At 68.0% G+C, this 14,006-nt stretch carries 14 protein-coding genes and 1 tRNA gene; 7 read left to right on the top strand and 8 right to left on the bottom strand.

The window, feature by feature from the left end:
- The first annotated feature begins 2 nt into the window (after window positions 1-2).
- The 4 genes from EPAKOI_RS04085 to hemW all read left to right on the top strand — a co-directional run bounded on the left by EPAKOI_RS04085 (window position 3) and on the right by hemW (window position 3,619).
- Window positions 3-917, top strand: coding sequence for a PP2C family protein-serine/threonine phosphatase (locus EPAKOI_RS04085; RefSeq protein ID WP_124684941.1), 915 nt, complete (start codon window positions 3-5; stop codon window positions 915-917).
- 84 nt (window positions 918-1,001) lie between these two features.
- The gene (rph, locus tag EPAKOI_RS04080) at window positions 1,002-1,718 is read left to right on the top strand and encodes a ribonuclease PH (protein ID WP_313835702.1); all 717 of its coding nucleotides are present in this window, start codon (window positions 1,002-1,004) and stop codon (window positions 1,716-1,718) included.
- A 19-nt stretch (window positions 1,719-1,737) separates the two neighbouring features.
- On the top strand, window positions 1,738-2,352 hold the full coding sequence (gene rdgB, locus EPAKOI_RS04075) for an RdgB/HAM1 family non-canonical purine NTP pyrophosphatase (RefSeq protein WP_423193043.1): 615 nt from the start codon (window positions 1,738-1,740) through the stop codon (window positions 2,350-2,352).
- Between the two features lie 16 nt (window positions 2,353-2,368).
- Window positions 2,369-3,619: a radical SAM family heme chaperone HemW gene (gene hemW / locus EPAKOI_RS04070; RefSeq protein WP_124684944.1), complete on the top strand. Its 1,251-nt coding sequence runs from the start codon at window positions 2,369-2,371 to the stop codon at window positions 3,617-3,619.
- Between the two features lie 94 nt (window positions 3,620-3,713).
- On the opposite strand, the gene EPAKOI_RS04065 is transcribed toward hemW, so the two are convergent.
- The gene (locus EPAKOI_RS04065; RefSeq protein ID WP_124684945.1) at window positions 3,714-4,244 is read right to left on the bottom strand and encodes a glycine zipper 2TM domain-containing protein; all 531 of its coding nucleotides are present in this window, start codon (window positions 4,242-4,244) and stop codon (window positions 3,714-3,716) included.
- A gap of 263 nt (window positions 4,245-4,507) precedes the next feature.
- On the opposite strand from EPAKOI_RS04065, the gene EPAKOI_RS04060 reads away from it, so the two are divergent.
- A tRNA-Ser gene (locus EPAKOI_RS04060) sits at window positions 4,508-4,597 on the top strand.
- Window positions 4,598-4,691: 94 nt separating this feature from the next.
- On the opposite strand, the gene EPAKOI_RS04055 is transcribed toward EPAKOI_RS04060, so the two are convergent.
- The 5 genes from EPAKOI_RS04055 to gudD all read right to left on the bottom strand — a co-directional run bounded on the left by EPAKOI_RS04055 (window position 4,692) and on the right by gudD (window position 9,181).
- Window positions 4,692-5,348, bottom strand: coding sequence for a DUF799 domain-containing protein (locus EPAKOI_RS04055; protein ID WP_124684946.1), 657 nt, complete (start codon window positions 5,346-5,348; stop codon window positions 4,692-4,694).
- Window positions 5,345-5,791, bottom strand: a complete 447-nt coding sequence (locus EPAKOI_RS04050) for a DUF4810 domain-containing protein (protein ID WP_423193042.1) — start codon at window positions 5,789-5,791, stop codon at window positions 5,345-5,347. The genes EPAKOI_RS04055 and EPAKOI_RS04050 overlap by 4 nt, the downstream gene beginning before the upstream one ends.
- Window positions 5,792-5,830: 39 nt before the next feature.
- Complete coding sequence (locus tag EPAKOI_RS04045; protein ID WP_423193479.1) at window positions 5,831-6,460, bottom strand: CsgG/HfaB family protein; 630 nt, start codon at window positions 6,458-6,460, stop codon at window positions 5,831-5,833.
- A gap of 266 nt (window positions 6,461-6,726) precedes the next feature.
- Complete coding sequence (locus tag EPAKOI_RS04040; RefSeq protein WP_253700129.1) at window positions 6,727-7,641, bottom strand: Bug family tripartite tricarboxylate transporter substrate binding protein; 915 nt, start codon at window positions 7,639-7,641, stop codon at window positions 6,727-6,729.
- Window positions 7,642-7,831: 190 nt separating this feature from the next.
- Entirely contained in the window at window positions 7,832-9,181 is a 1,350-nt protein-coding gene (gene gudD, locus EPAKOI_RS04035) for a glucarate dehydratase (RefSeq protein WP_423193041.1), read from the bottom strand.
- A 272-nt stretch (window positions 9,182-9,453) separates the two neighbouring features.
- Here gudD and EPAKOI_RS04030 point away from each other — a divergent pair, with 272 nt between their 5' ends.
- Both EPAKOI_RS04030 and EPAKOI_RS04025 read left to right on the top strand, forming a co-directional pair.
- Window positions 9,454-10,203 carry a FadR/GntR family transcriptional regulator gene (locus EPAKOI_RS04030; RefSeq protein WP_124684950.1) on the top strand — a complete coding sequence of 250 codons (750 nt, stop codon included), beginning with the start codon at window positions 9,454-9,456 and terminating at the stop codon, window positions 10,201-10,203.
- A 194-nt stretch (window positions 10,204-10,397) separates the two neighbouring features.
- A complete protein-coding gene (locus EPAKOI_RS04025) occupies window positions 10,398-11,975 on the top strand; it encodes an aldehyde dehydrogenase (NADP(+)) (RefSeq protein WP_313835689.1) in 1,578 nt (525 codons plus the stop codon).
- 159 nt (window positions 11,976-12,134) lie between these two features.
- Here EPAKOI_RS04025 and EPAKOI_RS04020 read toward each other — a convergent pair whose 3' ends face one another.
- Both EPAKOI_RS04020 and EPAKOI_RS04015 read right to left on the bottom strand, forming a co-directional pair.
- Entirely contained in the window at window positions 12,135-13,352 is a 1,218-nt protein-coding gene (locus EPAKOI_RS04020; RefSeq protein ID WP_423193040.1) for a betaine/proline/choline family ABC transporter ATP-binding protein, read from the bottom strand.
- Window positions 13,349-13,999: an ABC transporter permease gene (locus EPAKOI_RS04015; RefSeq protein ID WP_423193039.1), complete on the bottom strand. Its 651-nt coding sequence runs from the start codon at window positions 13,997-13,999 to the stop codon at window positions 13,349-13,351. Before EPAKOI_RS04015 ends, EPAKOI_RS04020 begins: the two co-directional genes overlap by 4 nt.
- Window positions 14,000-14,006 lie beyond the last annotated feature (7 nt).

Genomic DNA, 14,006 nt, shown 5'->3' with positions numbered 1-14,006 from the left:
CAATGCGATTCTCCGTCTACCAGGAAAGCCGTAAGGGCGGCCGCCGGATCAACCAGGACCGCATGGGCTACTGCTTTACCCGCGACGCCCTGCTCATGGTCCTGGCCGACGGCCTGGGCGGCCATGCCTTTGGCGAAGTGGCCGCGCAACAGGCGCTGCAGACGCTGGCCCGCCAGTTCCAGACCCAGGCCCGCCCGGCCATCCGCAATCCTGCCGATTTCCTGCAGGACACGGTCATGCTGGCGCACCGCGAGATCCACCGGTACGCCGAGGCCAACAAGCTGGCCGACGTGCCGCGCACCACGGTGGTCTGCTGCCTGATCCAGAACGGCCAGATCCACTGGGCGCACGCCGGCGACTCGCGCTTCTACCTGATGCGCAAGGGCGCGCTGCTCACCCGCACGCGCGACCACTCGAAGATCGAGAACCTGCTGCAGCAGGAGCGCGTGCTGCCGATGGAGGTGGCCAACCATCCGGAACGCAACAAGCTCTACAACTGCCTGGGGTCGCCCAACCTGCCGCTGATCGACATCGGCGGCCCGGTGCGGCTGGAGCCGGGCGACGTGGCGCTGCTGTGCTCGGACGGGCTCTGGGGCGCGCTGGAGGAAAAGGTCATCGTCGACAAGGTGACGCACCTGTCGGTCGTCCACGCGATTCCCGACCTGATCGAGCAGTCGCTGGCCAACGCCGGCGAAGGTGCCGACAACACCACAGCGATCGCGATGATGTGGGAAGCCGACGCCACCGTGACCAACGAGGAGGCGGTGCTGACCGACACGCTGCCGCTGAACGCGTTCACCACGTCGATCCTGGAGCGCACGGGCTCGGACACCGACCTGCTGTCCGAGGAAGAGATCGAACGCTCGATTGCCGAGATCCGCGCGGCCATCGACAAGACCTCGAACCTGATGCGCTGACCGGCGTCCGGGGCCGCGGCCGGCGCACGACCGGCCCGGCGGCGTTAGAATCGCGGTCTCATCCGATTCCGACGAAAGATCCCCATGCGACCCAGCGGACGCGCGGCCGACGCGCTGCGACCCATCAGCCTGACCCGCCACTACACGCGCCACGCCGAAGGCGCGGTGCTGAGTGCCTTTGGCGACACCAAGGTGCTGTGCACGGCCAGCGTGCTGGCGAAGGTGCCGCCGCACAAGAAAGGCAGCGGCGAAGGCTGGGTCACGGCCGAATACGGCATGCTGCCGCGCGCCACGCACACGCGCTCCGACCGCGAGGCGGCGCGGGGCAAGCAGACCGGCCGCACGCAGGAAATCCAGCGCCTGATCGGCCGGGCCATGCGCTCGGTCTTCGACCTCTCCGCGCTGGGCGAATACACGATCCACCTCGATTGCGACGTGCTGCAGGCCGACGGCGGCACCCGCACGGCCGCCATCACCGGCGCCTTCGTGGCCGCGCACGATGCCATCGGCACCATGCTGCGCGACGGCCTGATCGCCGCCAGCCCGATCCGCGACTTCGTGGCGGCCGTGTCGGTGGGCATGGTCGACGGCGTGCCCGTGCTGGACCTGGACTACGCCGAGGACAGCAACTGCGACACCGACATGAACGTGGTGATGACCGGCAGCGGCGGCTTCGTGGAAGTCCAGGGCACCGCCGAGGGCGCCCCGTTCAGCCGCGCCGACCTGGACGCCATGACGCGCCTGGCCGAAGCCGGCATCGCCGAGCTGGTGCGCCACCAGAAGCAGGCGCTCGGCGTCTGACGCGCAGGAGGGATTGACGATGCAACGCCTGGTCCTGGCCTCCAACAACGCCGGCAAGGTGCGCGAATTCGGCGCGCTGCTGTCCCCGCTCGGCTTCGACGTCGTGCCGCAGGGCGAGCTGGGCATCCCCGAGGCCGAGGAGCCGTTTGCCACCTTCGTGGAGAACGCGCTGGCCAAGGCCCGCCACGCCAGCCGGCTCGCCGGCATGCCCGCGCTGGCCGACGACTCGGGCATCTGCGTCGACGCCCTGGACGGCGCGCCGGGCGTCTATTCGGCCCGGTATGCGCAGATGGTCGGCAAGCCCAAGACCGACGCCGCCAACAACGCGCACCTGATCTCGCAACTGGCCGGCAAACTGAACCGCCACGCGCACTACTACTGCGTGCTGGTGCTGGTGCGCCATGCCGACGACCCGCGTCCGATCATCGCCGAGGGCACGTGGGCCGGCGAGGTCGTGGATGCCCCGCGCGGCACGGGCGGCTTCGGCTACGACCCCCATTTCCTGCTGCCCAAGATCGGCAAGACGGCGGCGGAGCTGACGGCCGAGGAAAAGAACGGCATCAGCCATCGCGCGCTGGCGCTGCAGGGCCTGGTGGCCCGGCTGCAGGCCGCGAGTCTCAAGGTCGGCGCGTAGCGCCCAAGGTTTCTGCATGATCCCCATCATTCCCGCCGGCAGCGGCAAGCCGGCCGAGCCGGCGTCGACCGGTAACCCGCAACTCTGGCTCAAGCCGGGCCAGATCGCCCTGCCCGGTTCGCCGCCGCTGTCGCTCTACGTCCATATCCCGTGGTGCGTGCGCAAGTGCCCGTATTGCGATTTCAACTCGCACGCGGCGCCCGGCGGGCAGGACAGCCACGACATCCCCGAAGACCGCTACCTGGATGCGCTGCGCGCGGACCTGGAACAGTCGCTGCCGCTGGTCTGGGGCCGGCCAGTACACACGGTGTTCCTGGGCGGCGGCACGCCGAGCCTGCTGTCGGCGGCCGGCATGGACCGGCTGCTGTCGGATATCCGCGCGCTGCTGCCGCTGGACGCCGACGCCGAGATCACGATGGAAGCCAACCCCGGCACCTTCGAGGCCGAACGATTTGCCAGCTACCGCGCCAGCGGCATCAACCGGCTGTCGATCGGCATCCAGAGCTTCAACGACGCCCACCTGCAGGCGCTGGGCCGCATCCACGGCGAGAAGGAAGCGCGCGCGGCGATCGACATCGCGCTGCGGCACTTCGACAACGTCAATCTGGACCTGATGTACGCGCTGCCGGGCCAGACCATCGACGAGTGCGTGCGCGACCTGGAGTCGGCGCTGTCGTACGGCACCGCGCACCTGTCGCTCTACCACCTGACGCTCGAACCGAACACGCTGTTCGCCAAATTCCCGCCGGCGCTGCCCGACGAGGACCTGGCCTACGAGATGCAGGACATCATCGAGGCCCGCACGGCCCAGGCCGGCTACCGCCACTATGAGACGTCGGCCTACGCCCGGCCGCATCGCGAGGCGCGGCACAACCTTAATTACTGGCGTTTCGGCGATTATCTGGGTATCGGTGCCGGGGCGCACGGCAAGCTGTCGTTTCCGAACCGCATCCTGCGCCAGATGCGGCACAAGCATCCGGCCACGTACATGGATCAGGCCATGGCCGGCAACGCCGTGCAGGAGGCGCGCGAGGTTGGCGCCGATGAACTGCCATTCGAGTTCATGCTCAACGCGCTGCGGCTGACCGATGGCGTGCCGGCATCGAGCTTCCACGACTACACCGGCCTGCCGCTGCATGCCATCGGCAAGATGCTGGCCGCCGCCGAGCAGAAAGGGCTGCTGGAAGCCGACCCGACGACCATCAAGCCGACCGAACTGGGCCGGCGCTTCCTCAACGACCTCCAGGAAATGTTCCTGAAGGATTGACGACGGGCCGCCGCGACAAAGCAAAAAGCAAAACGCCACACGCGAATCACGTGTGGCGTTTTTGCTTTCCCGGTCGTCAGTCGACCGGGGTTGGTCAGTACGGCGTCGCCATGTCGTTGGCCACGCGGGCGCGGTCACCCACGCGCAGGTTGCCGATATTGCTCTGCGTCACGGTGGCCACGCGGCCATCGTCGAGCCGCACGTTGACGCGGTACACGGTCGACGTATTGCTGCCGGTCCGCTTCTCGATCTGGTTGCCTGCCACGGCACCGCCCACGGCGCCGACGATCGTCGCGGCCGTCTGGCCACGCCCGCCGCCAATCTGGTGGCCCAGCAGGCCGCCAGCCGCACCGCCGATCACGGTGCCCAGGATGCCCGAGCTGCCCTGCGTGGTCTGGATCGGCTCGATCGACTCGACGCGGCCCGTGAACACCGAGCCGGCCGGTGCCTGGTAGGTCGAGTTATTGGGTTGCTGATAGCCGGTCGGCGGCGGCGCGGTGTTGTAGTTGCCGTAACCGCCGTAGCCCGGTTGCGCGCAGCCGGCCAGTCCGGCCGCCAGCGCCAGTGCGCCGAGCCCGCCAAGGGCCAGCCACGGCCTTGCTTGATCCTTGCGTTGTTCCTGCATCGAATTCTCCTCAATTGCCTGTTTGAAAGCGCCAGCGTGCTGCGCGATGGCGGCACGCCGTCCCTTCTAGGAACCTTACCGCGCCCACATGGTTCCGCGCTGTCCGACAAACACCGACAAATGCGTCCGACGAGTCAGCATCCGCAGCCGGCCGGACCCGTCCCACTGCATCAGGAACATCACACTGTGGCCTGCCGCGTCCCTGTATAATGCGCGGCCGGGCAGCATGGATGACAACGCCAGCCTGTCCGGCACATCCCGAAGGAAGCGTGGCCGAGTGGTTTAAGGCAGCAGTCTTGAAAACTGCCGATGGGGTGACCCATCCGTGAGTTCGAATCTCACCGCTTCCGCCAGACAAAAAAATGCCGCAACACCGCTCCGGAACCGGAGGCCGTGTTGCGGCATTTTTGCTATCCGGCCGCCGGAACGCGGCGGCCAGGCCAGGGGTCAGTCCGCCTGGTACTTCGGCGAACGCGGCCCGTAGAGGATGCCGTTCGGCGTGCCGGCCGACAGCAGGCGGTAGCTCGCCGTGCCAGCCACCGGGTAGGCGGCATCGGTCATGTGGTTCACGGCCTGGTTGATGGCCGCGGTAATCAGCATGCCGATCAGGCCGCCGCCGCTGTTGCCGCTGTCGTTGGCCGCGACGGCGGTGCCGCTCCACAGTTCGTCGCCGGTCTTCAGGTCCACCAGCTTGGCGTTCGCGGCCACGCGCGTCACGCTGCTGAGCACCTGGTAGCGCGAGCCGTAGTCGGTCACGGTCACGTACAGGGCGGCGTCGGCGCCAAAGATCTCGCGCAGCTTCTTGACCGGAACGGCGTGGATGTCGCCGGGCACGGTCAGGCCGTTCTGGCGGAAGGTCTCATCGACCAGCGCCACCGGCATCACGTAGTAGCCCGATTCCGCCAGCGGAAAGGTGGCCTGCGACAGCATCGCGTAGGTCGCCTTGATGTCCGGCGACTCGTTCAGCGGCGGCAGCACGACGATCGACCGCGGCTTGGCGGCCTTGAACGCGGCGTAGTCCACCTGCTTCTGCGGCACGGCGCAGCCGGCGAACAGCATCACGGCGCCCAGGGTGGCGACATAGGTCAGGATACGGCGGATCATTTGGCGCTCCCGGCGGTCGATTCGGTCTTGGCGGCCGCCGTGGTGTCGGCCTTGGCCTGCGGCGTGGCGCCGGCGGTTACGTCCGGGCGCGCGTCGGTCTTGACGTTACGCATCAGGAAGTCCATGTACGGCGTGGACTCCGGGAACAGCGTCTTCTCGGTCTGGAATTCCTTGACCATCTGGTCGCCCTTGCCCACGTTCAGGTAGAGCATGCCCAGTTGGGCGTGGTAGCCCGGCGGCACACTGCCGCCCTTGGCCTTGATCTTCTCCAGCCCGCTTTCCAGCGCGGTGATCTGCGCCTCCTTGGACTCGCCCTTGAAGTACTCGTAGACCTGGGCCTGGTAGCCCTCCCACTGGTACATCGGCTGCGGACCCGCACAGCCGGCCAGCAGGCCGGCCGCCGACAGAAACGCCGCGTTGCGCAGCGTAACCCATTGCATCATGGTTTTTCTCGCTTTTTTATGATGAAAGATGGAGCCGAATTACTGCACCGGCTTCCAGGCACCGCTTTCGATCGCGCTGACCAGGTTGTTCACGGCCTCGCGCATGGCCAGGTCCATCACCTTGCCGTTCAGCGTCGAGTCGTAGCTGGCCGTGCCGCCAAAGCCGATGACCTCGCGGTTCGACAGCTTGTACTCGCCGGCGCCCTGCGTGGCGTAGACCACTTCGGAGGTGGTGATGTTGACCACGTTCAGGTTGACCTTGGCGTACGCCACCTGCTCGCGGCCGCGACCGAGGATGCCGAAAAGCTGCACGTCGCCCACTTCCTTGCGGCCGAACTCGGTGATGTCGCCGGTGACCACGAAGTCCGCGCCCTTGAGCTTCTGCGCCTGGTTCTTGATGGCGGCTTCACGCTTGATCTCGTCGAGATTCTCGCGTTCCAGCACGTTGAAGCGGTTGGTCTGCTGCAGGTGCGTCACCAGGCTGGTCTTGGCCTGGCCGCTCAGGCGGTCGATGCCGTCCGAGAACACGCCGCGCATGTAGTTGGAACGGTTGTCGAACTTGCCCACCGCGATCGGCGTGCGCACGCCGTGGTACGGCCGGCTGGCGCTTTCCACCTTCTGCACCGGCAGCGTGGTCGACGATTCGGTCGCGCAGCCGGCCAGACCCATGGCAGCAACGGCGCCGATCAGGCAGCAGCTCTTGAGACTCTTCAATTCATTCTCCAGACAAAAGACAAAACGGGTACGTTTATCACGCCGTGACCCAGCTCGGATTGATCCAGTTCAACCCTCTACGGTATCGGCGGCCGCAAGTCTGTCTGAAGACTCAATTAAGGGGGGCCCCACGCTGGTGGGGTCAATGGGAAACGCCGGGGGGGAGAAAAAAAGGCCGGCCCGGCCGAGGCGGCCGGGCGGAGATTGATGCAGTCCGAAACTTACTCGGCCGTGATCTTGCCCTGCTCGATCACGGTCTTCCAGCGCTTCAGTTCCTGGTTTTCGAACTCGGCGAACTGCTCGGGCGTGTTGGCGACCACTTCGAAGCCCTGCTCGTTGAGCTTCTTCTGCATGCCGGCGTCCTTGAGCGCGCCGACGATGGCGCCATGCAAGCGGGTCTTCACATCGGCCGGCAGGCCCTTGGGCGCGGCCACGCCCTGCCACGAGTAGACCTCGACGTCCTTGACGCCGCCCTCGGCCATGGTGGGCACGTTGGGCAGCACGGCCGAGCGCTTGTCAGACGTCACGGCCAGCGCCTTGAGCTTGCCCGTGCGGATGTGCTGCAGCACCGCGTTGACGTTCTGGAACGACACGTCGACCTGCCCGGCCAGCAGGTCCGAGATGGCCGGCGCGCCGCCCTTGTACGGCACGTGCAGGCCCTCGGTGCCGCTCTTCTGCCAGAACAGCGCGGCCGTCAGGTGGTCCGACGACCCCGCGCCCGAGCTGGCGAACGTGACCTTGCCCGGATTCTTCTTCATGTAGGCCACCAGTTCCGGCAGCGACTTGACCGGGAAGTTCGGGTTGGCCACCAGCACGTTCGGCGCCCGCACCGCCACGGTCAGCAGGTCGAAGTCCTTGGCCGGGTCGTACTGCAGGTTCTTCTGCAGGAACGGGTTGACCGCGAACACGCCGATCGATGCCACCAGCATCGTGTAGCCATCAGCCGGCGCGCGCTTGACGTAGGTGGCGCCGATGGCCCCGGTGGCGCCCGGCTTGTTGTCGATCACGAACGGCTGGCCGAGTTTCTCGTTGAGCGGCGCGGCCAGGTAGCGGGCGATGGTGTCGGTCGAGCCGCCGGCCGGGAACGGCACGACGACCGAGACCGGCTTCTGCGGCCACGCCGCGGTGGACGCCATGGCGGCGCCGCAGACGGTCACGCCGGCGGCCAGTGCCAGGGCCACGCCGGCCAGGCGGCGCAGCAGCGCGTTGTGGCGGGACGCGCGCGGGGCGGCGGGGGCGAAGGTGCGGGCCGCCTGCGTGGCGGCCGTGGAAGTACGGATCATGGGCTGTCTCCTGCTTGGGTTTTTAAAGCTTTTACGACGGTGCTCAGCGCACCATGCACGGCATCTTGTTGTTGAACTTCCAGTTCGGGATCAGGAACTGCATGGCGATGGCGTCGTCGCGCGCGCCCAGGCCCTTTTCCTGGTAGAGCCGATTGGCCCGCGCCAGCGCGTCCATGTCCAGCTCCACGCCCAGGCCCGGCGTCTTCGGCACCTGCACCAGCCCGCCCTCGATCTTCAGCGGGTTGCGCGTCAGGTGCTCGCCGTCCTGCCAGATCCAGTGCGTGTCGATGGCCGTGACGCGGCCCGGCGCGGCGGCGGCCACGTGCGTGAACATCGCCAGCGAGATATCGAAATGGTTGTTCGAATGCGAGCCCCACGTCAGGCCCCATTCCGAGCACATCTGCGCCACGCGCACCGACCCTTGCATGGTCCAGAAGTGCGGGTCGGCCAGCGGGATGTCGACCGATTGCAGGCGCACCGCGTGGCCCATCTGCCGCCAGTCGGTGGCGACCATGTTGGTGGCCGTCGGCAGGCCGGTGGCGGTGCGGAATTCGGCCATGATCTCGCGGCCCGAGTAGCCGTCCTCGGCACCGCAGGGGTCCTCGGCGTAGGCCAGAATGCCGTGCTTGTCGCGGCACAGGCGGATCGCGTCCTTCAGCAGCCAGCCGCCGTTCGGGTCCAGGGTGACGCGCGCCTTCGGAAAACGCTCGTGCAGCGCGATGATCGCTTCCATCTCCTCGTCGCCGCGCAGCACGCCGCCCTTGAGCTTGAAGTCGTTGAAGCCGTAGCGCTCATAGGCCGCCTCGGCCAGCCGCACCACGCCCTGGGCATCCATCGCCACTTCATTGCGGATGCGGAACCATTCGTTGTCCGCGCCGGGCTCGGTGCGGTAGTCGAGCGTGGTCTTGCTGCGGTCGCCAACGTAGAACAGGTAGCCCAGCATTTCCACGGCATCGCGCTGCTGGCCTTCGCCCAGCAGCGCCGCCACGGGCACCTGCAGGTGCTGGCCCAGCAGGTCCAGCAGCGCCGCTTCCAGCGCGGTCACGGCGTGGATGGTGATACGCAGGTCAAACGTCTGCAGGCCGCGCCCGCCGGCGTCGCGGCTGGCAAACTGCTCGCGCACGCGGTTCAGGATCGACAGGTACTGGCCGATGCCCTGCCCCACCACCAGCGGGCGGGCGTCTTCCAGCGTCTGGCGGATGCCCTCGCCGCCGGGCACCTCGCCCACGCCGGTGTTGCCGGCGCTGTCCTTGAGGATGACGATGTTGCGGGTGAAGTACGGGCCATGTGCGCCCGACAGGTTCATCAGCATGCTGTCGTGGCCCGCCACGGGCACGACGGTCAGTTCGGTCACGACGGGCGTCGCGCCCACGGGTTGGGTGTTGGCGTTCATGTGGATGGTCTCCGAGTCCTGTTGACGAGGCCGCCGGGATCGCGCTCCCCATGTCGTGGAAATGCGCCCTGCTGTCTTCTGCTCATACGCTAATATATTAGCTGACCGATTCGAACGCGCTGTCGCGCTGCCACAACGATCCCACGGCTGCAAGATCCTGTGCGTTATCGGTCGTCGTATGACTTATGACGCAGTATAATGAGCGCGTACCTGCGCGGTCAACAATGCCGCCGTCAGGGTCATCCCCACATTGTTCCTACCCCTGCACGCCCATGTCCAACGTTACGATGACTTCGCCCGCTCCCCTGCGCCGCCGTGGCCGCACGCTTGCCGAAGAAGTGGTCGGCAACCTGACCGACAGCATCCAGCAGGGCCAGATCAAGCCGGGCGACAAGCTGCCCACCGAGTCCGAAATCATGGCCACGCTGGGCGTGAGCCGTACCGTGGTGCGTGAGGCGCTGTCGCGGCTGCAGGCCAGCGGGCTGGTGGAAACGCGCCACGGCATCGGCACGTTCGTGCTGAACCGGCCGCCCGAGACGCAGTCGCCGTTCCGCATCGACCCGTCGGCGATGGTCACCGCCATGGACGTACTGGCGATGCTCGAATTCCGCGTCAGCCTGGAAGCCGAGGCGGCCAGCCTGGCGGCCACGCGCCGCAGCGACGACCAGCTACGCGCCATGCGCCGCGCGCTGGACGACATGAAGCGTAACGCGGCCGAGGGCAACGACGCGGTGGCGTCCGATTTCGAGTTCCATCTGTCGATCGCCCGCGCCACGGGCAACCGCTACTTCACGGACATCATGGGTCACCTGGGCACGATGGTGATCCCGCGCAGCCGGCTGCAGGTGAGCCAGCCAGAGCGCGAGCAGTACCTGGAGCGCGTCAGCTTCGAGCACGAGAGCATCTTCGACGCGATCGAGCGGCGCGACCCGGAAGCCGCCAAGGCGGCCATGCGGATGCACCTGACCAACAGCCGCGAGCGCCTGCGCAAGGCGTCCGCGATGGCGGCGTCGCCGGCCTGACGGCCTTGCGTCGCCCGCCGGATCACGTGACGGGCGATGCGGTTGCGGCCTGGCCGTCGATGTCATATGATGTCTTACGACGAGTTTTCCGCCCCTGCCGGGGTGCGCCACGCCATGGCGCCCGCCCCGGCTGCCGACGCCTTGCGTGACGGCGATCCGGCCCTCCTTTCCACCTTCCCGCAGGACCCAAGATCATGACGATGACTGGCGAAATGCTGATCGGCGCCACCGCCGTTCGCGGCACCGAAGACACCTTTTACGGCATCAACCCGGCCACCGGCGACAAGCTGGAGCCGGCCTACCAGACCGGCACGACGGCCGACGTGGACCGTGCCTGCGCGCTGGCCGAAGCCGCGTTCGACACCTATCGCGCCACCACGCCCGAGCAGCGCGCGACGTTCCTGGAATCGATCGCCGCCGGCCTGGAAGCGCTGGGTGACGAATTGATCCAGCGCGCCCATCTGGAAACCGCGCTGCCGATCGCCCGCCTGCAGGGCGAGCGCGGCCGCACCGCCGGCCAGCTGCGCCTGTTCGCGCGCGTGCTGCGCGATGGCCGCTGGCAAGGCGCCACGCTGGACAGCGCGCTGCCCGAGCGCACCCCGCCGCGGCCGGACCTGCGCATGCAGCGCATCGCCGTGGGGCCCGTGGCCGTGTTCGGCGCCAGCAACTTCCCGCTGGCGTTCTCGGTGGCCGGTGGCGATACCGCGTCGGCCCTGGCCGCCGGCTGCCCGGTTGTCGCCAAGGCCCACCCGGCCCATCCGGGTACGTCGGAACTGGTCGGCCGCGTGATCCAGAAGGCCGTGGCGGACGCCGGCCTGCCGGAAGGCGTGTTCTCGATGGTCCAGGGCGTCGGCAATGCCATCGGCACGGCGCTGGTGGCCCATCCGGCCATCCAGGCCGTCGGCTTCACCGGCTCGCGCGCGGGCGGCCTGGCCCTGATGAACGTGGCGAACAGCCGCCCGGTGCCGATTCCCGTCTACGCCGAAATGAGCAGCATCAACCCGGTCTACCTGCTGCCCGAGGCGCTGAACGCGCGCGGCGAGCAGATCGCCCGCGAGCTGATCGATTCGCTGGTGCTGGGCGTGGGCCAGTTCTGCACCAACCCCGGCCTGCTGCTGGCCATCGAAGGCCCGGCGCTCGATAAATTCCGCGCCACGGCCCACACCGCGCTGACCGGCAAGCCGGCCGGCACGATGCTGACGCCGGGCATCCACGCCGCGTTCGAGCGGGGCGTGGCCCAGTTGTCGGAAATCTCGGGCCTGACCCGCGCCGCCTGCGGCGTGGACGCCACGGGCCCGAACCAGGCCCGCCCGGTGTTCTTCGAAACGTCGGCCGACAAGTTCGTGGCCGACCACCGCATGCACGCCGAAGTGTTCGGCCCGTCGACGGTGCTGGTGGTCTGCAAGGACGCCGACGCGCTGGTCGAAGTCACGCGCCTGCTGGAAGGCCAGCTCACCGCCACCGTGCAGGCCGACGCCGGCGACCACGCCGTGGCCGCCAAGCTGCTGCCCGCGCTGGAGCGCAAGGTCGGCCGCATCCTGTTCAACGGCTTCCCGACCGGCGTGGAAGTCTGCTTCGCAATGGTCCACGGCGGCCCGTTCCCGGCCACGTCCGACACCCGCACGACATCGGTGGGCACCACGGCGCTGGATCGTTTCCTGCGTCCGGTCTGCTACCAGAACCTGCCGGCCGACCTGCTGCCCGAGGCGCTCAAGGACGGCAACCCGCTGAAGCTCTGGCGCCTGAAGGACGGCGAGCTGGGCCACGCTTGACCGTGGGATTGCTGGGATGAAAAAACGGCCACTGATGTGGCCGTTTTTGTTTGCGGGGTGAAGTCCGGGGGCGACATTACATCGCAAGATGATGCAATCGGCGTCGGCGGGAGGTTTGCTCCCCTCTCCCGCGGGCGGGAGAGGGGAGCAAAATCTACCTCAAGCGGCCTCGCGCTCCTTCGCCGGCGTCGGTGCCGCTGCCGGGCCGATCGTTGCCAGCGGCGAACTGGCCGGGGGCTGGATCACCGGTGCCGTGCCGCGCGAGCGGCCCGAGCTCAGGTAGTCGGCGATCGACTCCTGCGTGACTTCGCCCAGGTAGATACCGTCCCCGTCGATCACGGGCAGCCAGCTCGTGTTGTGCTGGTACATGCGCGACAGCACGATGCGCAGGTGTTCGTCGAACGCGGCCGTGGTGGTGAACTGGCGCATCACGTCGGCGCAGTTGCCGCCGCGGGCCAGCGCCGCGCGCACGTCGCGGCGCGTGACGTAGCCGATGGCACGCTGGTCCTGCACCACGGGCAGGTGGCGCACGTCGGCGTCGTCCATCACGCCGAACGCGTCGGCCAGCGTCATGTCCGGGCGGGCCGTCGGCGGCATCGTGGCCGCGTCGCCGGCGCGCACCAGCAGCAGGCGCTTGAGCGTGTTGTCGTGGCCGACAAAGGCCTGGACGAAGTCGTCGGCCGGGTGGGCCAGCAACGCGTCCGGGTGGTCGAACTGCACCAGCCGGCCGCCGCGGAACACCGCCACCTTGTCGCCCAGCTTGATCGCCTCGTCGATGTCGTGCGACACCATGATCACGGTCTTGCCAAGCTGGCGCTGCATCTGGAAGAACTCGTTCTGGATGCTCTCGCGGTTGATCGGGTCCACCGCGCCGAACGGCTCGTCCATCAGCAGCACGGGCGCGTCGGCCGCCAGCGCGCGGATCACGCCAATGCGCTGCTGCTGGCCGCCCGACAGCTCACGCGGGTAGCGCTTGAGCATCTTGTCCGGGTCCAGCTGCACCATGCGGACCAGCTCGCGCGCGCGTTCGCGGCACTGCTTCTTGTCCCACCCCAGCAGCCGGGGCACGACCATGATGTTTTCCTCGATGGTCATGTTCGGGAACAGGCCGATCTGCTGGATCACGTAGCCGATCTTGCGCCGCAGCGTCACGCCGTCGAGGCCGGCCGTGTCCTCGCCGTCGATGCGCACGGTGCCGCTGGTCGGCTGGATCAGCCGGTTGATCATCTTGAGCGTGGTGGTCTTGCCGCAGCCCGACGGGCCCAGGAACACGCAGATTTCCCCGCGCGGCACGGTCATGCTGACCTCGTTCACGGCACGCACTTCGGTGCCATCCTTCTGCGGGAAAGCCTTGGTGAGTTTGTCGAGTTCGATCATAGTCGGATTCCTTTCGGTGTCAGCGCGCGTTGCAGGGCCTGCAGCGCCACGTCGGCCAGGATGGCGAGCAGGCTGACCAGCACAGCGCCCACGGCCAGCTTGCTCATGTTGCTCTGGCTGATCGCCTGCAGGATCAGCACGCCCAGGCCGCCGGCGCCGATGATGGCGGCAATGGTGGCCACGCCGATGTTCATGACCACGGCGGTACGCACCCCGCCCAGGATCACGGGCACGGCCAGCGGCAGGTCCACCAGCCGCATGCGCTGCCAGGTGGTCAGGCCGATGCCGCGCCCGGCCTCCTGGATGCCGGGGTCGACGTTGGTCAGCGCGGTGTACGTGTTGCGCATGATCGGCAGCAGCGAGTACAGGAACACGGCGGTCACGGCCGGCACGTAGCCCAGCGCGTGGCCGAAGCGCGCGAAGATCGGAATCATCAGCCCGAACAGCGCGATGGACGGCAGCGTCAGCACCACCGTGGCCAGCGCCAGCAGCGGCGTGGCCAGGAAGCGGTGGCGCGTGATCAGGATGCCCAGCGGCACGCCGATGACGATGGCCATGCCCACGGCCGAGCCCACGAGCGCAAGATGCTCGCCGGTCAGCCGCAGCAGCGTCGGCCAGCTATGGTGAAGGTAGGTCAGCAGATCCATGCGTGGC

This window comes from Cupriavidus sp. H18C2, from assembly GCF_049393795.1.
Lineage (GTDB): Bacteria > Pseudomonadota > Gammaproteobacteria > Burkholderiales > Burkholderiaceae > Cupriavidus > Cupriavidus pauculus_C.
This window is presented reverse-complemented; position numbering and strand designations above follow the sequence as displayed.